This window comes from Martinezella lusitana, from assembly GCF_016901135.1.
GTDB lineage: Bacteria > Pseudomonadota > Alphaproteobacteria > Rhizobiales > Rhizobiaceae > Rhizobium > Rhizobium lusitanum_D.
In genome coordinates, this window is the sequence record NZ_JAFEVL010000042.1 from 115190 (window position 1) to 137895 (window position 22706).

20 protein-coding genes and 1 pseudogene are annotated in these 22706 nt (G+C 55.0%); 5 read left to right on the plus strand and 16 right to left on the minus strand.

Annotated elements, in window-relative coordinates:
- Positions 1 to 81: 81 nt before the first annotated feature.
- From JTP94_RS14820 to JTP94_RS14865, 10 genes are read right to left on the minus strand one after another with little or no spacing between them, the layout of a single operon-like run.
- On the minus strand, positions 82 to 924 hold the full coding sequence (locus JTP94_RS14820; RefSeq protein WP_204851248.1) for an NAD(P)-dependent oxidoreductase: 843 nt from the start codon (positions 922 to 924) through the stop codon (positions 82 to 84).
- Positions 921 to 2147, minus strand: coding sequence for a class I SAM-dependent methyltransferase (locus tag JTP94_RS14825; RefSeq protein WP_204851249.1), 1227 nt, complete (start codon positions 2145 to 2147; stop codon positions 921 to 923). Before JTP94_RS14825 ends, JTP94_RS14820 begins: the two co-directional genes overlap by 4 nt.
- The gene (locus JTP94_RS14830) at positions 2144 to 2695 is read right to left on the minus strand and encodes a dTDP-4-dehydrorhamnose 3,5-epimerase family protein (protein ID WP_204851250.1); all 552 of its coding nucleotides are present in this window, start codon (positions 2693 to 2695) and stop codon (positions 2144 to 2146) included. The genes JTP94_RS14825 and JTP94_RS14830 overlap by 4 nt, the downstream gene beginning before the upstream one ends.
- The gene (gene rfbG, locus JTP94_RS14835; RefSeq protein WP_204851251.1) at positions 2692 to 3768 is read right to left on the minus strand and encodes a CDP-glucose 4,6-dehydratase; all 1077 of its coding nucleotides are present in this window, start codon (positions 3766 to 3768) and stop codon (positions 2692 to 2694) included. Before rfbG ends, JTP94_RS14830 begins: the two co-directional genes overlap by 4 nt.
- 2 nt (positions 3769 to 3770) lie before the next feature.
- A complete protein-coding gene (gene rfbF, locus JTP94_RS14840; protein WP_204851252.1) occupies positions 3771 to 4538 on the minus strand; it encodes a glucose-1-phosphate cytidylyltransferase in 768 nt (255 codons plus the stop codon).
- 48 nt (positions 4539 to 4586) lie between these two features.
- Positions 4587 to 6239 carry a hypothetical protein gene (locus tag JTP94_RS14845; RefSeq protein ID WP_204851253.1) on the minus strand — a complete coding sequence of 551 codons (1653 nt, stop codon included), beginning with the start codon at positions 6237 to 6239 and terminating at the stop codon, positions 4587 to 4589.
- 23 nt (positions 6240 to 6262) lie between these two features.
- Positions 6263 to 7558: a glycosyltransferase family 4 protein gene (locus JTP94_RS14850; protein WP_204851254.1), complete on the minus strand. Its 1296-nt coding sequence runs from the start codon at positions 7556 to 7558 to the stop codon at positions 6263 to 6265.
- A 24-nt stretch (positions 7559 to 7582) separates the two neighbouring features.
- Entirely contained in the window at positions 7583 to 8755 is a 1173-nt protein-coding gene (locus tag JTP94_RS14855) for a glycosyltransferase family 1 protein (protein ID WP_204851255.1), read from the minus strand.
- Positions 8756 to 8764: 9 nt separating this feature from the next.
- On the minus strand, positions 8765 to 9682 hold the full coding sequence (locus tag JTP94_RS14860) for a hypothetical protein (protein ID WP_204851256.1): 918 nt from the start codon (positions 9680 to 9682) through the stop codon (positions 8765 to 8767).
- A gap of 13 nt (positions 9683 to 9695) precedes the next feature.
- A complete protein-coding gene (locus JTP94_RS14865; protein ID WP_204851257.1) occupies positions 9696 to 10763 on the minus strand; it encodes a class I SAM-dependent methyltransferase in 1068 nt (355 codons plus the stop codon).
- Positions 10764 to 11511: 748 nt separating this feature from the next.
- On the opposite strand from JTP94_RS14865, the gene JTP94_RS14870 reads away from it, so the two are divergent.
- Positions 11512 to 12183 carry a transglutaminase-like cysteine peptidase gene (locus JTP94_RS14870; protein WP_204851258.1) on the plus strand — a complete coding sequence of 224 codons (672 nt, stop codon included), beginning with the start codon at positions 11512 to 11514 and terminating at the stop codon, positions 12181 to 12183.
- Here the strand turns inward: JTP94_RS14870 and JTP94_RS14875 are convergent.
- The 4 genes and pseudogenes from JTP94_RS14875 to JTP94_RS14890 all read right to left on the minus strand — a co-directional run.
- Positions 12171 to 12560, minus strand: a complete 390-nt coding sequence (locus JTP94_RS14875; RefSeq protein WP_312038172.1) for a hypothetical protein — start codon at positions 12558 to 12560, stop codon at positions 12171 to 12173. The two genes, JTP94_RS14870 and JTP94_RS14875, sit on opposite strands and share 13 nt — an antisense overlap.
- 334 nt (positions 12561 to 12894) lie before the next feature.
- Complete coding sequence (locus JTP94_RS14880) at positions 12895 to 13449, minus strand: hypothetical protein (RefSeq protein ID WP_204851259.1); 555 nt, start codon at positions 13447 to 13449, stop codon at positions 12895 to 12897.
- Between the two features lie 143 nt (positions 13450 to 13592).
- Entirely contained in the window at positions 13593 to 14720 is a 1128-nt protein-coding gene (locus tag JTP94_RS14885; RefSeq protein WP_204851260.1) for an ROK family transcriptional regulator, read from the minus strand.
- A gap of 38 nt (positions 14721 to 14758) precedes the next feature.
- Positions 14759 to 14917: pseudogene (locus JTP94_RS14890) on the minus strand (IS5/IS1182 family transposase); the annotation flags it as partial.
- A gap of 432 nt (positions 14918 to 15349) precedes the next feature.
- On the opposite strand from JTP94_RS14890, the gene JTP94_RS14895 reads away from it, so the two are divergent.
- Positions 15350 to 18625, plus strand: coding sequence for an adenylate/guanylate cyclase domain-containing protein (locus JTP94_RS14895; protein WP_204851261.1), 3276 nt, complete (start codon positions 15350 to 15352; stop codon positions 18623 to 18625).
- Between the two features lie 242 nt (positions 18626 to 18867).
- Positions 18868 to 19548 (plus strand): peroxiredoxin-like family protein, encoded by a 681-nt coding sequence (locus JTP94_RS14900; RefSeq protein ID WP_204851262.1) that lies wholly within the window; start codon positions 18868 to 18870, stop codon positions 19546 to 19548.
- A gap of 460 nt (positions 19549 to 20008) precedes the next feature.
- Here JTP94_RS14900 and JTP94_RS14905 read toward each other — a convergent pair whose 3' ends face one another.
- Complete coding sequence (locus JTP94_RS14905; protein WP_210384168.1) at positions 20009 to 20221, minus strand: hypothetical protein; 213 nt, start codon at positions 20219 to 20221, stop codon at positions 20009 to 20011.
- Positions 20222 to 20238: 17 nt separating this feature from the next.
- Entirely contained in the window at positions 20239 to 20487 is a 249-nt protein-coding gene (locus JTP94_RS14910) for a hypothetical protein (RefSeq protein ID WP_204851263.1), read from the minus strand.
- A gap of 168 nt (positions 20488 to 20655) precedes the next feature.
- Here JTP94_RS14910 and JTP94_RS14915 point away from each other — a divergent pair, with 168 nt between their 5' ends.
- Together JTP94_RS14915 and JTP94_RS14920 are read left to right on the plus strand one after the other, a co-directional pair.
- A complete protein-coding gene (locus tag JTP94_RS14915; protein ID WP_204851264.1) occupies positions 20656 to 20922 on the plus strand; it encodes a helix-turn-helix domain-containing protein in 267 nt (88 codons plus the stop codon).
- Between the two features lie 747 nt (positions 20923 to 21669).
- Positions 21670 to 22593, plus strand: coding sequence for a methyltransferase domain-containing protein (locus JTP94_RS14920; RefSeq protein ID WP_204851265.1), 924 nt, complete (start codon positions 21670 to 21672; stop codon positions 22591 to 22593).
- The last annotated feature ends 113 nt before the right edge of the window (positions 22594 to 22706 follow it).

Sequence of the window (22706 nt, forward strand, 5' to 3'; positions counted from 1 at the left end):
GCACGTCGCTTCGGAGAAGCTCTCAGGCGGGCCACTGAGAAAGTACGTTCGCCTGCCTGAGTAAAGCCTAGATATTATTGTTCAAAAACCAAGCGTTCTTAATTTGTCGGGCATTCCCCAAAAAGCAAGCGCTTCGTATTCGGGATAGCCATAAACACCACGGTTCAGCCGAATGGAGCCTGAATTGGCTTGTAGATGTCGTTCCACCAGGTCAAACACTGAAGTGGGACGTCCGCTACAGCAATTTATCACACCCGAAACCTCTGGTCGCACGATCACGCGCGCAAAACGCTCGGCAACCTCCTCTATCGGAAGATAATCACGAAGCTGATCGCCTGGCGACATATCGAATGACGGCCGCTTTTCCGCGAGTGCTTTATCAAGCTGCGATAGGAGGCTTCTTTCCGACTGGCCTGGCCCATACATGTAGAACAGACGCATCCACTGCAATGTGAACGGCTGTACTTTTTGCATCAGCTGAAGGGTTTTTCGAACCGTATCCTTGGCTAGCCCGTAGGGTGTAGTCGGCCTTGTTTCCGCGTCTTCGGCCAAAGGACCGAACTGCAATCCATATTCAAGGCAAGTCCCGGCGACCACCAAATGAGGGACACCCCATTCGACAAGCCGCTGGAACAAGGCTATTTCGGCCCCAAGATTATGCGTGAGGTTGAACAGCCCACGATAGTCAGGAAGACCAGGCCAAGCGAGGTGAACAAATACGTCGGGCGGATCCATTTCCGCAGCGAGACCTTCCGGCCTGCTATACAAATCACAGCTCACGAATTTGACCTGGTCCGACCAGGACATTTTCGCAGCTTTGCTTGCATCTCGAGCTATAGCTGTGATCTCGTGCCCTTCGGCAAGAAGACGGGCTACGACATGCCCGCCCACAAAGCCGGTGGCCCCAGATACGGCGATCTTCACTGCAGCACAGTCAATTTGGGAATGGCCACCACAAACTGACCGCCCCAGCTACGAATAACGGCCTGAGCTCCAGCCACTTCCTCAGCAATGTTCCACGGCAGGATTACAACCCAGTCAGGCTTGCGGGCCTTCAGCTCGTCGGGATGAAGTATCGGTATATGGCTGCCCGGCATGAACTTTCCCTGCTTCGACGGCGCAGCATCGCACACGAACTGGATGAGATCCGTCTTCAGCCCTGCATAGTTCATTAAAGTGTTGCCCTTTGCGGCAGCACCATAGGCAGCGACAATCTTACCCTTTTTCTTCTGTTCCAGCAGAAAGGAGAGGAACTCATCCTTGATGGCGTCCGCTTTATCCTGGAAGCCCAAGTAGGTATCAACTTTGCTTAGACCAAACTCTTCCTCGCGCCGTAGCACTTCAGCCACGTGAGGCGATGTATCGCGTGCGTCCGCGGTGCGGCAACCATAGACCCGCAAGCTTCCACCGTGAGTGGGGATTTCCTCCACATCGAACAGCCGTAGCCCGGCGCGCGCAAAAATCCGCTTCACGGCGCCAAGCGAAAGATACGAAAAATGTTCGTGATAGACGGTATCAAACTGAACGCTCTCCATGAGACGCATCAAATGCGGAAACTCGAGCGTTACAGTTCCACCGGGCTTCAGGACGATTTCAAGCCCCGCCGTAAAATCATTGATATCGGGCACGTGCGCATAGACGTTATTGCCGCAAATCAGATCGGCTGACCGGCCTTCCTCCACCAAAGTCCGTGCCGTTTCTGCGCCGAAAAACTGTCTAAGCGTTGGTACACCGAGCTTTTCAGCGGCATCTGCAGTACTGTCCGTCGGCTCGATACCAAGACACGGGATTCCCTTCGCCACGAAGTTTTTCAGAAGGTATCCGTCATTGGACGCAACTTCGATAACGAAGCTGTTCGACGACAATCCAAGGCGCTTTTCGATAGCATCGCTGTAGGCTTGCGCATGACGTAGCCAGCTTTGCGACGTTGAGGAAAAGTATGCGTAATCACGAGCAAAGAGATCTTCGGCCTTTTTATAGTCGTCGGTCTGGACCAGCCAGCATTCGTCACAGACAAAAAGGCGCAACGGGTTGGAAATTTCTGAGCGCGTCAAATCTGCGACACTGAGATAGTCGTTTGAGGCCGGAGCGTGGCCAAGGTCCAGGAAGACAAACTTGAGTTCGTTTGCACAATGGCGGCACTTCATAGATCAACTCCGTGGAAATTTGCATCAAGAAAGGGATGACCGACATCCCTGGATGAAAGATGAGCTGGCGGCAATGGCCACGCTACACCGACCCGCGGCTCATCATAGCGCACTGCGCCTTCGTGTGCCGGGGAATAAAACTCGGTATGCAGATAGAGAAGACGCGAATTGGCTTTCAACACTTGAAATCCATGCGCACATCCCTCGGGGATTATGAAAGCGAGGCCATTCTCAGGAGAAAGCTCAACGCCATGCCATTGCAAAAATGTCGGGGATCCGCGCCGCAAGTCGACCGCGACATCGTAAACCTGCCCTTCAATGCAACGGACAATTTTTGTTTCGGCACGCGGCGCATACTGAAAATGCATGCCACGTACCGTACCAACGGCAGCCGTCATCGACATATTTGCCTGGCGGATCACCCGATCCCCAAGCGCGTCACCAAGCTCGTCCTGGCAGAAAACCCGTGAAAACGTCCCGCGCGCATCTCCAATGACCGTAGTTTCGGCAACAAACAGCCCATCAATTCCGGTCTCAATCAACTTCATGCAGCAGCCTCGGACCATGCAACGCCCCTTTGGGAGGCAAGCGCGCAATATTGTTCCAGCTGCCGGATCGAGGATACCGCTTCATTTTCGATGAACTCCTGATACCAGGAGGCTGTCATCTCAACGGTTTCCTCGAAGGAAAGAACAGGCCGCCAACGCAGCAATTCCCGCGCCTTGCTGCTGTCCAGATAAAGGAGGTTGGCCTCATGCGGCTGCGGCGACGCTGAACGATGCCATTCCACCGCCGGCCACTGCGCCTTAACAGCTTGGAGCACCTGCTCCACCGGTCGGTTCCCCTCCTTTTCAGGCCCGAAGTTCCATGCCTCCGCCGCTTTGCGCTCGCCTGACAGCAACGCTTCACCGAGCATGAGGTAACCGGACAGGCATTCCAAAACGTGCTGCCACGGGCGGGTCGCAGCTGGAGAGCGGATTTCCAGAGTCTGGCCTGACTTTACCGCACGAACCAAATCAGGAATAAGCCGGTCCTCCGACCAATCACCGCCGCCGATTACATTGCCCGCACGCGCGGTTGCAAGCAGCTGATTGCCCTTATCCAAAAATGACCGTCGGTAGCTCGCGGCTGCAATCTCAGCTGCTGCTTTCGAGGCGCTGTACGGATCGTGCCCTCCCAATCGATCGGTTTCTCGATATCCCCAAACCCATTCGTTATTCTCGTAGCACTTATCGGTGGTTACCGAGACAATGGCTTTGACAGCATCGCTATTGCGACAGGCATCCAAAATATTGACCGTTCCCGTAACGTTGATATCCCATGTCTCGATGGGCTCACGATAAGAGCGCCGAACAAGGGGCTGCGCCGCAAGATGGAAAACAATCTCGGCTTGGCTCGCTTCAACGATCTCGCAAACTTTGACGCGATCTCGGATATCGACATACTCGGATCGCATGTCCAAACCCAGCAGATCCCAGTGACTTGGCTGGGTCTCAGGCGGTAAAGCAAGACCGACCGGCTCAGCACCAAGCATACGCAGCCACAGGCAAAGCCAGCTGCCTTTGAAGCCGGTATGGCCCGTAACCAGAACCTTCCGGTTCCTATAAACGTTGTTAAACATGCCTACCAGCTCTTCCAGGGAGCCTGACCAGACGCCCACATCTCTTCAAGCAAATTCTTTTCGCGCAACGTATCCATGGCTTGCCAGAAACCGGTGTGCTTGTAGGCAGACAATTGATCTTCGCGTGCAAGCGCCTGCAGCGGATCCTGTTCCCATACCGTCAGATCACCCTCGATATAGTCGATGACTGAGGGCTCGAGGACAAAGAAGCCGCCATTGATCCAAACGCCGTCACCGGCTGGCTTTTCCTGGAATTGGTGAACTGCGCCATTTTCGATCAACAGAGAGCCATAACGGCCGGGTGGCTGAATGGCAGTCACCGTCGCCTTACGGCCGGCAGCGCGGTGATGAGCGACAAGCGACGTAATGTCGATATCCGAAACACCATCGCCATAGGTAAAACAGAAGGTGTCGTCGTGCAAATACGACGCTACACGCTTCAGGCGTCCGCCCGTCATCGACTTTTCACCCGTATCGATAAGCGTGACATTCCAAGGTTCAGCGTTACGCTGATGTATTTCGATTTCATTCGACTGCATGCGGAAAGTGACATCCGACATATGCAGGAAATAGTTGGAGAAATACTCCTTGATCACATATCCCTTGTATCCAAGGCAGATGATAAAATCATTGATGCCATGGTGCGAATACATCTTCATGATGTGCCACAAGATCGGCTTGCCACCGACCTCGATCATCGGCTTCGGACGCAGGTGCGACTCTTCGCTTATTCGCGTTCCAAATCCGCCCGCCAGAATGACCGCCTTCATCAAATATCCCCTATCTGTCCAATAGCTGCTGGTGTCTGCACTTCGCGCTTATCTTATAAGGACCCGCTTTCGCAAGCGCTTCAATAAGCCGTGGAGCATAAAAATGCCATCGACAATGCGCGGATACTGCACGAGTTTATTTACGAGCAACTGCTCTCGAGAGAGATGCACGGCTCCAAAAGTGGGTACCTGCACAGGTGCTGACGCTGCGCTAGCGTGCCGCTTCATCCAGAGATATGCAAAGGGATAGGAAGAGCGCAAGAACTCGCCCTGGATTGCAATCTCGGCAAGTGGTCCCGCGTCGGTGGACAACTGTTTTGCAGTTGTTCGCAGGTAACCACCTAGCCTCCTTAAGAAAAATACGGGCGCGCGCGCGACTAGCCTAAATACAAAGACCCTTTCGCTGAGCGCGCCGCCCCTGTGATCGTCAAGAATGGAACGGAAGGTCGCTATTGGCATAACGAAGGAGGCCAGCGGGATGATCCCGCCGGAAACGATATCCTCGATGGTCTCGGTCTTCCATGCCTCTATGAGCCTAGGCTCGAACTCAGCACCCTGTCTGTTGCTTTCAAGAACTGCGTAATTCATGTCGAGGACAGCGACGACATTCTCAACACCCGCGCCCAAGACGTGAAATTGGCGCGCGTCACGAACATAATTCGGGAACAACGACGTCGTAGCATCAAGAAAAGAAACGAGCCCAGACGTCGGCAATAGCGCCGCTATTTCATCGCCGCATCCCATTAACACGTCTTCGGAAGATACGGTCGTTGCCGGATGAGCTGACAAGATGCGAATGTCAACAAACATGCCGAAGTAGCTGCACTCCAGCTCCAAAGATTTGCGTAGCCGGTCGGAACACACCACGACCACCCGTGATGGTTTATCAAACTGACCGCAAACGCTGAGCAATGCCTCCCGGAAGCTGCTTTCGCTCGCATCGTCGCAGCGCAAAACGAGCGTGACGTCTTGTAACGTCCGATGATGGAACAGACGAGCCAGCGTGGACTCTACCTCTTGTTTGTAGAAATCACGCGTCACGCCGGGCTCTACATCGAGCTCTACCGGGCCCATCGACGTTACAATTGTCTTGTTGCCATAAACTCTTCCCAAATCCCGACCAAGCGCGTCAGAACGTTCCTGCCATTCCTCGACATTACCCTGACCAAGGTGTCGGAGGGGAAGATTGATGACGAAAACGGGTAAGCCCAGCGACCAAGAGCGGATGCAAAGCAACGTGTCGTAATGATGGAAGCCTCGATAATCCTTATTGAAGTCGAAAACGAGATCCTTGTGGATTACGAGCAGGTGACCATCGAGGTGTACGGCCGGCAACGGATGTGGGAAGGGATAAAGAATTCCATGATAATCGACCATATTTCGAACGATTTTGAAATATGGATAGCTGACGCCTGCCGGACCCAGCAGTCCCCAGGCCAAACCCGCCTCCTCGATAAGGGCAATCTGCTCGATCAGCCGATGCAGAAAATCCTCTGCGAAATAGATATCGGCATGCATAATAAGCAGATGCTTGCCTGGATGGCGCGCCCTCACCTGCTCCAAATATGTGAAGTAGTCGAGCTGAGAATTGTGGTTGACGACGAGATCGACTGTGATCACGCTTCTTATTCGCCACTGCTCAAGGCACTCTAATGTCGCCGCCGTTGCTTGATGGTGCTCTCCAACAAGAATGGAAAGCACGAAATCATCGAGTGATATAGATATCAAAAGCTACTCCCGAATCTAAGAAATCGCCGCAGACGGACGCGGAGGGAAAGAGCAGCTCTTTTCAAGAAAAACAAAAATCCATGACGATTATAAGTGTCTCTCAGCAAAAATGAGAAGGTCCCGCGCCCACGTAGATCAATGGCCGGTTGGTTTGTCCCGCTATCCTTATCGGAATAAGCCGCAGCGCGCAGTGCAGCCTCCAGCTCAACGGCACTCTTTTCCCAGGTAAAACCCGCTGCAAAGGCCTGTGCATGTGACGCCAACCGCTGTCGCAAGTTCTTATCGTTAGCAAGCAACAATAATTTCTCCAGCAAATCCTCAGCGCTATCAACGAGAATACCCGTCTCGTTGTCGCAAACGACCTCGGTATGGGGGCCATGTTTGTATGCCATTACGGGCGTGCCCTGATACTGAGCCTCGAGCAGGGGCAAATTCAACCCTTCCCAATGTGACGTACTGACGAAAATGTCACTGCCAGCAAATGCCGCCCCCATGCGGCTAGCCGGTAGATTGAGACAAGACTCGATGCCGCGGGAACGCAGCAATTTCGCCTCGTCGTCTCCTCCTCTGCCAACAACGACAAATCGAAGCGTCGGCTGTCGGGATCTTGCGCGAGCGGCAAGCTCAAGAAATTCAGAGAACCCCTTATATGGCTGTTCGTCATTTTTGGCTTGAACACGCCCAACCCAAAGAACTAATACACTATCAGCTTCAAGTTTCAGATCCTCCCGGAACTTACGGGCTTGGTCTGGCTTTGCTCTTTGGTAGTGATCACAGCCGAGATAGACGACCTCCGACAAGGCGCGCAATCTTTCCGGTAACCAGTTCTGAATACTGCGAGAGATGCATAGGATCTTGTCCTGAGCACGAAGTTTGGGAAATACGCTCTTGAAACGATATGAAACGGAAGCGTCAAGATTGCGCCCAATTTCCAGTCCAAAAAAACGACCCGGCGGAGTTCCGTATTCGATAGCCACGACAGGGGAGCGCAACAACGGCATGATGTCATAGAATGGCGACGTATTGACGACCCAGACATCATTGTCAGACCGATTGAAATAGTCCGCCAAGGCCACCGTGTTGCGGGACGCGGAGCTGGTCATGACAAGTTCTTTTTCAGCCGATAGCTCGATCACATTGTAGGGTCGGGGAACGGAACTATCGAGCCGCTGACAAAAAACGTTTACATGATAGCCTCTTTTGGTAAGGAAGCACGCATACTCATGCACTACGAGATCAACACCGTAGCCCAAAAGCAATCTTTCCGTCAGGAAGCCAATCTTCAAGGCCATCCGCAAACACCTCTCTTGTAGGACTTATAAGGCCTGAGCATAGACTTGCATCAAGCGATCAAGATGATGATCCCACGAGAAATTCCTGCTTCTGATCAAACCATCAGTCCTCATTTTGTCAGCATTTGCAGGACTATGCACGACCGCTTCGATCGCCTTTGCCGTTCCTTCGACATCAGACGGCGAGACTAGAGCTCCCGCATCCCCAATAACCTCCGGCATAGATGATGTGTTAGAGCAGATCACAGGGCATCCCGATTTCATGGCTTCCAAAATAGGCAGACCAAATCCTTCATAAAGGGAAAGATATAGAAAGCAGTCCGCATGATGGTATAGGGATGGCAAATCCGCCAGATCGGCAAAACCGGTAAAAATCACGCGGTCCGCAAACCCACACTTTGCAAGATAATCTTTCAGATCGTCGTTCTTCCAACCCCACATGCCCGTACAGACCAAGACATAGGGTTCCTTCGGATTGGCGCGAATGAACGCCCCAAACGCATCCAGGACTTGCTGGAAGTTCTTTCGCGGTTCAATAGTCGATACGGACAATAAGTAGCGATGACCTGGCGGAATGCCGAACTTCGCAAGAAACGGCTCGCGCTCAGAGAATACACCCCGATCGAAAATCGGATCAGCATCGATATAGTTCACGCTCACTTTGTCTGGACTTACATCGGCGTGATTCAAAAGATCATTTCTTGTTGCTGCAGAAATACAAAATACATGATCGAAGTCCGCCAAACGCTTCATTTTCATGCGTTCTTTTGTGATGTTCAGTTCCTCGTGAAATTGAGGAAATAAGGTCGTCGTTAAGTCGAAGTAAGTAATCGCATTGAACCTTGTCTTTGACGGAGGCTCGAAAAACCAGTCAATGCAATGATAAACATCAGAATGCTCGGTCGCCTTGGCAATTGCCGAACCGAGGCCGGGCATATAATTTCGAAAGGAATTTCCGGCCCACTTACGTCGGATTTTCTCGACGAACGTTTCTTTATTCCCCTCCAAGATGGCAACGACGTCGCCGCGTTGCAGAAACGCTGCAATCTCCGGGTCGGTGACATTACGATCCCCTATGAGAATCCTGAAATCTTCCGGAGCAAGGCGTTCACGATAGCCGCGCGCAACGGCATAACCATAATTTACTATGCCGGTGCGCGGAAATCTGAGGGCATAGCCGTCAAATGAGATCTTCAATGGCGTACCTCAGATCAGATTGGGTCTCATGTCGGAATATAGACCAAAATCAAGGATATCAATTCTGGGATGGCTTTGGGCAAAACGCTCGATTCTTGGCTTAATGGCCTCGAGCTGAGCAAGTGCGGCTTCCTTCGTATGGCGCGCAATCCACTCATTATCCCAGAACAATTTCATCTTGGATGCAAGCACTGCTTCATTCGCCGAAAAATACTTCCATGTGAGGATCAGATGGCTCAATGCCATGTTGAATTCATGAGTGGCCACCGAATGAGAATTGTAACGTGCCTCGAAGATTCCGCGCGTCATGTGGGCAACAACGGCATCGTGGCGATAGAGACACAATCCCCCATCCAGCCAGGCTCGCCAGCTAAGATCGACATCCTCGCAATAAAGATAGATCGCCTCGTCGAACCCTTTCGCGCGCTCAAAAAAAGCAGCGGAGATGAGTATACAGGCCCCGCTACACCAATTGACCTCCAGCGTCTCGTGGTCAAAGGCCCTTGGCGGATTTTCAATTGGAAACTGTCGGGCTTCGACGATATTTGCGCGGCCGGCACTGCTGATGAAGGTAGAATATAGCTTATCGAGAACATCGGGCATGAGGATCATGTCCGGATTCATGGTTATGAACGCGTCAAAAGCCTCGACCAGCTTCTTCGTGTACTCTCTCCAAACCAAATTCTGCTTTTCACCATAGCCGCAATTTCGGTCTATGCTGATCACGTTCGCCACAAAATGATCGCTTGAGAGTGCCTTGACTCGCGCAATCGTAGCCGCCTGCACCGGCTCATATACGACGATATTGGCGGTAAGCTTGTATTGCTTGCCAACTCCGTTTTGCTGGCGCAGGGCAAGAACACAATCCTCGATGTAACGCTCGAACTCTACCGCATTCGATAATATTTGAACTGGAATATGGATCACGTCATACCAACCTTTAGCGACGCTTCTGTCGGAGCTTTACGCGCAGCCATTCGAAAAATGTCCGCGGGCGCTTGCTCTCTTCTATTCCAGCTGCGAGTGCAGCCAGTCTCTCTAATATTTCGGCGTGCTGTATCGTGGTGCTCTGCATGACCGCGCCAAGGCGTGCCACCATTTGGCTTTCAATAGCACCAAGACGCTCCGCGATTTGCGCCCGCTCAAATTTTGAAGCATCCAAGTGTAAAAGTACGCCGGCGAGAATACCAAAAACGTGCTTATTGCTTATCAAATCGAGATCGGAATAAGGATTGCCGCGTTGATCGTTTCGCAAAGCATCGCTAAGATTGAAACGCGCATTGTCTGCAACGGAAAATTGGTTTCCGCTCACAAATCGTTTCCCAAGCGTAACCGACGAGGCGGCCTTCTTTCGGACAATGCTCATAGAATTGAAAAATTCGACGGAAGATATCTTTGCAAGCTCGTCTTCAGCAATCGCAAAACCGTAATGATGCAGCATATCCTGAACAAGACGCGTCCTTGGCTGCGAGGTACCCCAATGTTCGAAATTAATAATATCCGTAAGAAGCTTGAAAAAGCTCATCGATGAGAAGGGATGAGCAAGACCACCTTCATACTCATACCAATAGCTACAATGCAGATCTTCGGCGACAAATAAACCACCTTCACGCAGCTTTGGGAAATAGTGGCAGAACGCAGCGACTATGTCTTTCGAGGTGTGTGACCCATCATCGATTATGATATCGAACTCGGCTGAAATAGAATTTATACGCGCAGCCGCCTCGGCGGTGGACGCGTCACCGACGACGACCGATATGCGAGGATCACTGAACACGAGCTCCCCGGACTTCGGGTCGATATCACATCCCACAATCTGCGTCGCATTCGGGAAATAGGCAGCCAAAATTTCTGTAAAGCCGCCATTCTGAATCCCGATCTCCAAAATTGAAATCGGTCGATTGCGAAACGGCGCAAACAGATCCTCGTAAACATCAAGGTAAAGAGCCCATTTATCCGAGGATTTTTCGACGTTGGAGAAAATATGTTGTAGTGATTCGTTTTTCATTGATTAGAACCGGAATGAGTACAATTTGGTGCGACGCTTTTTCATCGTAAGCACACTTTACTGAAACAGCGTCTCCATGCACTCACCTTCAAGAGATTACGCAACATCGCGCGACTAGATCATCTGCGACCATAACCAAATATTGCTCGTTGGGAAGCATGCAAGGTTCATTTCGGACACGGCCTTAAACGCGAGCTTATGCGCATCCTATATGGTACCGGCGAACTGGAGTTATCTGCAGACGCCGCTTTCTCTGTGGACAAAGCTCTCCAGCGTCTAAGGTACCGGCTGAAATTTGACGCGCATCCGATCGCAGAACGTTGATAATTTCATGCACGTATCAGCCTTTCTAGAGATAATATTTGGCAGCCTGAGCGGGCGTAACTTCGAGGCGTTCGACAACTTCCAATATGTCTCTACCATGTCGGAAATGTGAATTGCTCTCGGCCACGACGCGGTCGCAGGATTGGTAGGTGGGGTAGAGATCTATCAACACCGGCCGAGGTTGATTGGTAGGGGTTTTGTCCCTCTGAGTGGCGGCTTAAGCAACTGAGAAACATAGCTCTAGGACGAATCAGATTTCATGTCCCTGTCGGGGCGAGTTCGCAAAATTGCAACCTCGTCGCTCCAGCCGAAGCATAAGACTTCCCCCGACGTAAAAAACACAGCTTCGCTAAAATGCGAATAATCTTCTTCTGAATAAATTTGACCGCATCGGATTTCATGAACCGCATTCATGGAGCCGAATATGCGTTCTTTCCTTCTTGCTGCCAGCTTTCTCTTCGTTGCCGGCTTGCTGTTTTCAACAGCCACGACAGCAAAACCCGTGGCGAAGGCCGCCACTGAGGCGCATCAGTTTGCCCATGTCATCGCGGATGCCAGTGCGCCCATCGGCTGGACCGGCCTCTGCGCTGCACAGCCTGCCGAGTGTGCTCCCAGCCAAAAGAGCGAAGAATTCATCACGATCGACCGGGAGCGCCGGGCGCAACTGCAGCAGATCAACAGCCTGGTCAATCACGAGATCCAGGGCATCGGCGACAACGATCACTACGGAATCTACAAACTCGGTATCATCAACTGGTGGACCTATCCGGACGATGGCGCCGGCAACTGCAACGACTATGTGCTGCTCAAAAAGAAGCTGCTCGTGGAGGCCGGCTGGCCGCGCTCGGCGCTGCTGTTGACCGTCGTCCTCGATACGCACAATGAAGGCCATCTCGTTTTGATGGCCCGGACGAATGACGGCGATCTGATCCTGGACAATCTCACCGACGCAATCAAGACCTGGGGCGGAACCGGCTATACGTTCATCAAGCGCCAATCCGCCGACAATCCGAACAGCTGGGTCCGGCTTGAATCGGGACGCACGCCCGAAGAACTCGCCATGATCAGCAAGGCGCTGACAGCTCATTCGCAATGATTTTCGGACCAGTAGGTGTCGACAAGGCTCTTGCCGTCCTGGTCCAATATGGCGAAATCGCCGGGTATGATGACGAAAAAGCGCTCAGCTTCCGGGGCGTTTTCCCCTCCCTCACCGGGAGCACCGTCAATGCGGCCGCAGACGACGAAGCCAGGCATTTTCGAACTCGGCTTAGCAGTCAAGATGTGAATGGCAGAAGCCGGCACGTCGATGCGTCGCACAATCGCAGCTTTCGTAAGAGCCGGGACATCAGCCATCGTCGGCACCGCCTCGCCCGGAGCGGCCGCAAGCAAAATACCTCCAGCCATCGAAAGATGTTTCACAGGCATTCTCTCCAATAACCACCGCGACGGATTTACAGCGCGCTCCAGCAGCACTGCTACGCGCCTCTGCAGCCGGAAGCTGATCTACGGAAAGTTTATTGTGATTCGGCGGGCGGAAGAAGCACGCGTCCTTGCCTTCGCGAGCCGATCGAACATGAAGATCATCCCCGTGCCGGGGACTATTTTGAAAGCCATTGCAAATGCGAACAAGCCTGTCGAAAGTCCCGGCGCTCAGCCTTCTTGTTATTCTGACCCTCACAAGCGCCTGCTTCGGCCACGAATTGGTGGGGGTGCCCGCATTTACCTCTAGCTAACGTCGCGTGGTTTAACCAATCGGGCTGATGCGGCCCGTCGTTATCTTGTTCTCGACCCACGAGCGCTCATTTTGTCAGTCATGCCGCTTCCATCCTTCCCAGCTAAAACCGCATAATTTCACATCCCATTCGGAGACAGGAAAGTTTGCGAGAGCGTAATAGATGCCGAGGAAGCCGGCGCTCGGAAAGACCTGGCGCATCTGGGATTGGTCAAGCCCGAGCTCCGCGCAGCCGTCAACATGGAATTGCGGCGCCATGATGCGGATCTCCTTGCCGGCAATACCCGTGCGCTTGATCGTTTGCATCGTGCAATCAGCCTTCCTGCCGCTTAAGCGCTGGAAGATGTTGGGCCGAGGATGATATTTGCGGATGATCTCGGGATGATAGGCGAGCATCATCACTTTTGTGGACTTGAGCGCCGCATTCTCCAGAAAAGCCGGATCAGCCAAACGCCGATGTAGCGCCTTGCTCGATGCGGCCAGCATGAGCATGTCCGTATGTGAGCCGCTCATCTCGTCGGCGAGATTCGGCTCGCTGAAACGCATCACAAATTGCGCGTTGTCCACGGCCGCCGAAAGATCCCGCTCCAGTTTTCCGTTGCCAACAATAACTGTGGTCTTGCGTGTCAATTGCGATCGTCCAGCAAAATCCGGCAGCGCCGAGTACCGAGGCTAACTTCAAGCGGTTGGCTATGCCCGTCTCCCCTTAGCACCTCAGCAGAGTGCCAAAGCCAGATTGCCCGGCAAGGTATGAGCCAATCGAGGCGGGCGCTCTACAGGAAATAGCGGAATTTCAACGGCAGGAGCGCAGCTCCAATGGCGGCGGCATCCCCTTTCGTTTCGCTGAGGATCAACCGCGCCTCGCCAGGCCCGACGCCGTAGCGATGGCGACGTTCGGAAGGCATGCTCACGCGGGAAATCATCATCCGCCCAAGCTCCGGCGGCAATTGTCCGCCAAAGACGATGGCCTGCGGATCGAGCACGCCAATCAAGGTCGCGATCAATCGATCGAGCATCGGCATGGTATCGTCGAGCCAGCTTTCCACGCCCGGCCAGGTCGGGTCGAAGTTTTGCCGCAGCTCTTGGATGGAGCCTATGTCGATACCGTTCTTCTGCAAGCTACTGATCAGATACTGCAAGGCCGGTCGTCGGGGCGCCTCTTTAGGAGTGTAGACGACACTGAATTCCCCCGCGTTGCCATGAAAACCGAAATAGGGCTTGCCCTCCAGCACGAGGCCCCCACCAAACCCGTAATTGAAGGATAGGTAGGCGAAGGTGGGGCACCATAACCCGACCCCGCGCAGGCTTTCGCCGATGGCACCGGTCGTGGCATTGTTCTCCAGCCAGGCGGGCAGCTCGAAGACCTCCTCCAGTTCGGGTCGCAGATCGATCAACGACCAGTCCCGCAAGGGTTCGGGAGCGTTGAAGGCATGATTGTCCAGGACGAAGAATCCCGACATGGCAAAGCCGAGCCCCACAAGACGATCGCGCGATACGGAATGCTTCGTTAGAATGGATTGAAGCGTTTGCGAGAGTGCCGCAAGCGTTGCTGGGCGATCGCTCGGGACCATTTCCAACGTTTCTTGCGCAATGATGTTGCAGCCAAAATCGGCGAGAGAGAGGATTGCAGAGTCGGTGTTGATGGAAACACCGACGGAATAGGCCGCCTCCTTCACCAGCTCGATCGTCGGGCTTGGCTGACCACGCGTGCCCTTGAGCGGTGCCGCGGCGCGGAGCAGGCCCCGTGTCATCAGCGCCTCGACCAGGCGATGTACCGATTGCTGCGTGAGATTGGTGTGCGTGGTGATGAGCGCGCGCGCGATCGGCTCGTGCCGACGAACAATATCGAGGATGAGGCGCTCGTTTTCGCTCGCCAACGGAGATTTCTCAAACGCAGCCATGAATGCAATCCCGATCCCGCCTTAGGTGGTGTGGACAGTTAACTGATCCATAGGATGATTGCCGCGACTGTGACAACAGCGCGGTAGTTTTTGACGGTTTTCCCGAAGCGTGTGGCGATCCTGCGAAACTGCTTGGGCTTCGAGAAACGGTATTCGATGAGATGGCGCTGGGCATAGAGGTCCTTGTCCAGCGGGTACAATCCACGCCAACCCGAATTGGCAACGACAGTTGATGATAGGTAACGATCGAGCCAGTGATAAGGCCAATCTGTCTGGTTCAATGCGCTTCAATAGCGCGCGACCTTGATCAGGGCCTCGTCAGCGGATCTCCATCACGGCCAGCGCTCAAGTTTCACACCGCGCAAACAGGCTGGACATATGAAAGCAACTGATCAAACAATCCAGACAAAAGGCCCTTGCCATAGGAGGCGTCTACATATGAACCTGATTTGCTCAGCTTTGGGAATGCCAAGAGCCCAGACGACCTAGTTACGGGCATGGCGAGACTCTATACCGCGTCTAATCCTTGCCAGCCCGACGCTTCGGGTTCATTCTCAGCGCAGACGTAGGCCTGCCGGGGGCACAGACGAATTGAGCAGCGCTCCGTGGGTCTTCGGGAGATGGCTTTGATGGACTGCTCCGCCTGCGGTTTAGCGATTGAGAGCGGCTTTGCGTACTGCCCGAAGTGCGGCGCGAGGCAGCCGATCTCTTGTGTCAGCTGCGGCCAAGCCTGCCTGCCGGACTTCGCCTTCTGCCCGAAATGCGGCAATGCCGTTGCCGCTGGCGTAGGCGCGCAATCCGTGCTTCCTGCTGAGGTCGTAACCCCCACCCTGCCCTTTGCGCCCCCGCAACGAGTGGCGGCGTCCGACACGGAAGCCGACCGGCGCCCGCTCACCGTTCTCTTTGCGGATCTTTGCGGTTTCACCACGCTGAGCGAGAGGCTCGACCCCGAGGTCATGCGAGCTCTGCAGAACGAACTCTTCGACGAGCTAACCGAGGCGGTCGAAAGCTACGGCGGCTTCGTCGACAAGTTCGTCGGCGATGCATTACTCGCCCTGTTCGGCGCGCCGGCTGCGCATGAAGACGACCCGGAACGGGCGCTGCGCGCCGGCCTCGACATGATCGTGCGGGCGGGACGCGTTGGGGATCGCTGGCAGTCTCGCGCCGGCGTACCGTTGCGCCTGCATGTGGGGATCAACACCGGGCCTGTGGTGACCGGAGGCTTCGGCGCCGCCAACGCCCGTTCCTATTCGGTGACAGGCGATACGGTGAACACAGCCCAGCGGCTGCAATCCATGGCGGAGCCGGACGAAATCCTCGTCGGTCCCCTCACACACCGCCTCACCCGCCATGGCTTCGCATTCGAAAGCCTCGGGTCTCAGGTCCTGCGGGGCAAGAGCGGCAATGTGCTCGTCCACCGCCTGCTTGCACCTCTGGAGGCCCCGAATACGGCACGCGGCCTTGAAAGCTTCGGCCTCCAGGCGCCGATGATCGGGCGGGACTCGGAGCTCGCGCGGATGCTGGGCTGCCTCGATCTTGCGTGCAACGGCAGTGCCCAGCTCGTCCGCTTGATCGGTGAGGCCGGCATCGGCAAATCGCGGCTTGTCGATGACTTCGTCGATGTGGCGGCCCAGGACGAGCGCTTTCAGGCAGTCGTGGTGCGGCGCGCGATCTGCTCCCCCCTTGGCGAACAATCCTATGGCGCTTTGGCCGCTGTTCTGCGCAGCGCGTACGGCATTGCAGAACGGGACACGGCAGCGAGAACCGAAGAGCTGCTTGCGGCCGGTCTTGGAGAACTCGGCTTTGGCGTGGAGGATGTCGCCCGGCTGACGCCGTTGTTCTTCCACGTGTTGGGCTTAGGCGACCCGAGCGGCGCACTCAAGCATGTCGAGCCCGAACAGCTGCGGCGGCAGATCCTCTATGCGACAAGGACGATTTTCGAGCGGCGTCTGTCCCGCAGCCCGTTGCTGCTCATCGTGGAGGACATGCATTGGGCCGACGCCGCATCGCTGGTGGCGTTGCGATTCATGCTCGACCGGCTGGAACGCAGTCGGTTGATTATGCTGACGACCTGTCGGCCGACGCTTGAGAGCGACGGGCTTGAATCGAACCGCACCAGCCTGACATTCCTGCGTCTTGCCCCCTTGCGCCATCAGGATGGTGAAGGACTGCTGTCGGCTTTCTTCCATGGGGTGGACGGCATCCCGGCCCCAACGCGCAAGCGGATTCTCGATCGTGCGGGTGGTAACCCGCTGTTCATCGAGGAAATCGTCCGCGGATTGATCGAAACCGACGCCTTGCGGTTCGATGGCCACGCCTGGAGCGCGACAGCCGCTGATATCGGCAACGAAATCCCAATGAGCCTGCAAGCGATGCTGCTGACCCGCGTGGACCGCTTACCGCCCGCGGTGCGGCGACTGTCGCAGGAGGCGTCGGCGATCGGCCCGCGTTTCGACAAGGCGCTCCTCGGCGCCATCGCCGCGGACCCGGCGTCGCTCGACACCGGGCTCGATTTCCTTTGCCAGGCCGAGATTATCGACGAGGTTGCCGAGACCTCGACGCAATCGTCGCCCGCCTATCGCTTCACGCAGACGCTGCTGCACGATGTCATTTACCACAACCTTTTGCTCGAACGCCGCAAGGAGCTGCACGGTCGCATCGGCACCAGCCTGGAGCATCTGCACGGCGGGGCACCGGACCGGCTGGAAGACTTGGCGCAGCTCGGCCATCATTTCTGCAAGGCCGCCCAAACGCGCAAGGGCGCCGGGTATCTGATGGCGGCAGGCGATCTGGCCCGCAAGATCTATGCGAACGACGATGCGATGCGACTCTATCGCCAGGCGCTTGCCGCCTTCCCCGAGCAATCGGAGAGGATGTCCGAACAGGCGGCGCTCGACGAGCGGCTGGCCGATCTCTGCGGCCCCAACGGCGAGCGTGATGCCGCCCGTGATCACTACGGCCTTGCGCTGGCCGTCCATCGTGCTGCCGGCGACCGGGCCGCTGCCGCCCGGATCTTGCGCAAGCTCGGACGTCTCAACCTCGACACCGGCCGACGCGACCTGGCGGATGCCTTGTTCGCCGAGGCTGCCGGCGCGCTCGACGGCGCAGACGAGCCGATCGAGCGAGCGCATCTGCTGCAGGAACGCGGCCATCTCGCCTTCCGGATGGGAGACCAGGCGGTTGCGGCGCAGTGGGCGGACGAGGCATTAATTTGCCTCGGCGCTATATCCGCAGAGACATCGAGCCCCGTTGGCCTCGAGGCAGCACGGGCCGGTGCCGAGGCGCTGAACACCAAAGGCGTGGCGCTGGCCAGACTTGGCCGTTATCGCGACGCGGTGGCAGCCGTCGAGAAAAGCCTTGCGGTTGCCGAGGACGCCGGTCTGCTGAGCGCCGCCTGCCGTGCCTATTCCAATCTCGGCGTGCTCTACACGATCGTGGACCCCAAGCAAGCGATCGCCGTGTGCCGGCGTGGATTGGAAGTCGCCATCCGTATCGGCGACCTCGGCTTCCAGGCCCGCCTCTTCGCCAACCTTGCCGTTGCCTGCTGCACCTTTACCGACAACTGCGCCAAAGAGGGCATCCCCGCAGCCGAAAAGGCGATCGAGATCGACCGCGCGCTTGATCAGCGCGACCATCTCGCCGTGCCATTGATCGTGCTTGGGCAAATCCACCAATGCCACGGCCGGCCGGATCTAGCCCGTGGGTATTACGAGGAGGCCCTTGAACTGGCTCTTGAAATTGGCGAGCCGCAACTGTTGTTTCCATGCTATGATGGCCTGGCGACATTGAATCTCGAACACGACGACATGGCCGAGGCCGAGCGGTATTTTGCCCTGGCGCAGGATGTATGCAGCCGACATCAGCTCGACCCGGGCGCATTGGTCGTGTTGCCGTTTCTCGACTAGACCTGACAGGACCTTGGGATCGAATGGACCCCGAGATCCTCATCGGATCTGGAATGAAAAATAGCGCATGGTGACGTGCGAAAACCGCTTCGTAGAGTTCGACATCATGCTCAGGACCGCCGTCGAGGACCATTGCGTTCGGGCGGCATCACCCGCGGCGAATGATATCGCCTCGATTGGAAGAGCAGGAGCGCCGTTTCCAAAATCATTTGAACAGGCGGCGCTCGGAGAGGGAGGATGACATGCCGGACAGCTTCACTGATAGGCTCCTGCAGCCGGGCGATCGCGCGCCCAACATCGTACTTGACGCAATTACCCGCCAGGGGAAGGTCTCCATCGACGAGTTTCGCGGGCAAAGGCCTGTGCTGGTCGGCCTGTTTCGCGGGCTTCATTGCCCGTTTTGCCGGCGCCAGATCACCTCCATGGCGAGCCTTGCCAGCGACCTGCGGGAGATGGGCATCGACAGCCTGACTGTTGTCAACACGCCGATCGAGCGCGCGCGCCTGTATTTCCGCTATCATCCGTTGCCCAACCTCTTGGCCGCATCCGATCCGGAGCGCATCTCGCACAGAGCATTCGGACTGCCGAATGTTGAATTCACCGAATCTGAAACCGCATGGCCGCACAAGGTGGGGATGGATGTGCTGGCGTCGATGAAGATCGACATGCCGAAGGAACTTCCCGAGCCGATGGACGTGATGGCCGCGACCGAGTATCTCGACAAGGCCGACGGCTACGAATTCACCGAAGAGGACCGGCAGATGATCGCCGGCGGCGAAGGCCAACTCGTCGGCGAATTCCTGCTCGATCGCGACGGCGTCGTCAGGTGGTGCTTCACGGAGGTTGCCGACAACGGTAGGCAGATGTTCGGCGTGCCGGCGGCGCAAGATTTGATGTCGGCGGCGTCCAACATAGCCGCCTAGGGCATCTGGACTCTTGAGATTCCCAAAGCTGAACAAATCAGATTCATATGTAGACCCTGTTGCAAGGGCTTTTTGTCGGGATTGCGTGATCGACGGGAAGACGTCGAAGAGTAAATCGACTACCACGGGGATCTCCATGGCTTAGCCGTTCGACTGTCAGTACCGGTGCTAACAGGACGCCGACGGATAGCGATCCGGCCGCATTCGCGCAACCCTCGTCCAGCGCTTTCACAGCGGCGACAAGCACATCGAGCTAGTGTGACGTTGCATTTGAATTGGGCTTCATTGACATCCGAAGCCAATTGGAACGCGATTGTTAGGTGTTCGTGAGAGGGCGGTCCCCTACTCAACAGCGACGATCGTCTGCAGCCTTTACAGAGCTCAGCAGTATGCAGATGTCGCATCGATGCGCGATGTCCGTGACATGTTTGAACGAGGACGGCAGCGGATGTCCTGATCTCTAAGCCCAGCCGACATGCTCCCGTTGTATCAGTTTGAGAAACAGGCCGAACCAAAATCGGTACTCGGGGTCGCTACGATCGCCCCATGTCTCAAGCGCACAATAGGCAACCGACGTGGTTTCATCTTCACCATGCCGGTCGATGGCCGCCTCGATCGCTTCGGCTTCGGACAGGATGTACCAATCCTCAATCACGATGTAGTTCGTGCTCATGATTTGCTTCCTCACTGTCAATCAATCGTTTCCATGTCGCCCAGGTCTCGCTGCTCTGCCGCCTCGTCTTTATAGCTAGCCAGGAGCTTGGAGACATGGCGGTCGATCGGATGGATCGGTTGAGCGTCGACATCCCTACCCGTTGAACGCGGGATACGTGAGTTTTTGATGAAGGGTTTCGCTGCTCGATCATCCATCAATGGCATCCCCGCATTCAAGAGTTCCTGCGATCTGGCATTCACGCGTCGTTGTTGACCATCGGCCACTCGCCGCCCTTCCGACAGGACAACTCCGCGGCTAGGGCAACGAAGTGGATCAGAGGGCATAACCCGATGCCATATCCAGCGAACGATCGCGCACTCGCAGCACATCGCAATTAATTAGGGACTAACAGTCCGTCGATTGTCAAGCCGTTAATATGCATTTGTTGCAAGATGGACGTGCGACAGACCATCGGTTGGAATCTAAGGCGGCTTCGGGTCGCCAAAGGCCTGTCGCAGGAGCGGCTAGCGTTCGAGGCTGAAATCGACCGCTCTTACGTTGGACGCGTTGAAAGAGGCACGGAAAACGTCACCGTGGCAACCCTTGAGGCCTTCGCGAAAGTCTTGTCTGTGAATGTTTCTGAACTGTTCGCGGAAATTAACCCCGAGAACGCGAAACCTCCGGGTCTTCGCTCAGGTCGCAAGCAAAAGGCGTCCTAACTTCGGAGTCAGCATACGGTTTTCGGAACAGTTCTGGCCTGCCAACGCATGACCGATATTGATCTGCCGGGTGCGCTTTGTTAAGTCCTCTTGCCGCCTCTCGTCAAATACTGACGCTCGTCACGCCTTGAGTGAATATGAACCTCAGATAGTGCACCTCGACGTTGATGATGCTATCCCATTGAGTTCGTTAGAGGATGTTCCAGCCTCTCCAAATCGTCGTAGGGTGGCCTTTAGATGTGAAGCTAAATTTCGACGGTCAAGTGGAAGTTGGGGAAAGTACGCGCAGAAACCGGTCGTTCAACCGTGATGCTGCTGCCCTGCGGCAGAAGCGCGGGGTCCATGCTATTTCCGGAACAGTGGCACCTGCGTTGTGCCACATTATCGGAGCGATCCACACTGAACGGTTACTAACAATTACACTTCCGAGGAAACGCCACATCCATTCCTCGTCCGGCCGATCCGGCAAGGCAGAAGCTGAGGCCGCTTGCTCCGCTCGATCAAGGAGGCCTTCAATTTCTTCTGCCGCGTTCTAGTAAAGAAGCCTGCCGAGCTTGATGTCGACGACAGTCGACTTTACATTGCAAAACAAGTGACCGTGCAATGGCCGGACACGTTCTTAGTGCCCGTCGTTGCGGAGAGGCCAGCAACACCTTATCCGTGCATTAGCCCTTAGAGAGCCCTTTTCTGTGGTGGCTTTTTGATTTACGAACTTCGAGGGCAATTGCGCTCTTGGGGGCAACATTGATGACGATCGATAATTCAGTTCTGAAGAAAATGCACAACGATCTAAAAAATATTGTTGATACGGCGTTTAATGATTTTTCCGCAACGTATCCTGCTTTTCACAACTTCAATCAATTCCTCGACGCAGCAAAGGAAACAGATACCGTTTTATTTGGTAAACACTGCATTGATATCGGTTGTGGCTCTGGTCGGCCACATTCAATAGCATCACTGCTTTACCTAAGTGGCGCCGCTTCTGTCTTGGGAATTGATATTGTGCTTCCAGATAATCACGAAGATAGCGCGTCTATGGCCCTCATGACCGTTCTCGGAGCGGTGCTAAATCACGAGCATATGGGGTTTGAACGTATCGGCGTAAGCAAAGACCACGTCATGAGCAAACTTGCTGATTTTGATTTGTCGCGTCTGCTTAGTTTAGAGCTTGAAGGGGCCATCCCATCAGTGATTTTGCAAAAAAAGTGCTTCTACCAGGATCTTGAAGAAAGCGAAAAGAAATTTGATATCGGTGTTTCGCATCAAGTTTTTGAACACATTGAGCATATCGGAGAGCTTCTTGTTGAATTGCGCGCCAATATCTCCAATAACGGTAGGATTTTCGCAGGGATAGACTATCGCGATCATCGGATGTACGTCGATTCAAGCCACGGACCATGGGACTACTTGTTCGACGACGATGGCTGGCAGATCAATAAGATCCGTCACACGGAGATGATGAGAATAATCACAGATTCTGGATTTGATGTGCACATTTCAAGCGTTGACCGCCAGCATTTGCCCCCTGATTGTTTTGATAGACTTCTTCCAAAGTATCGCGATCTGTCGTCTGACGACATTGAGATACTGAGTTCGCGAGTTATGCTTTTACCAGCCCGAGGCTCTGGATCCGGGAGCATCTTGAAAACAGGCCAAGATGCCTTCGGCTGAAGGACAAGGATACTATGGAAGCATCTGGCGAAAAGCATGCGACTGAAGATTAAACTTCGGCCAGCCAGTGCTTTGCACCAATTCCTGCTTACGCCGACTGTCCGGTCGAAATG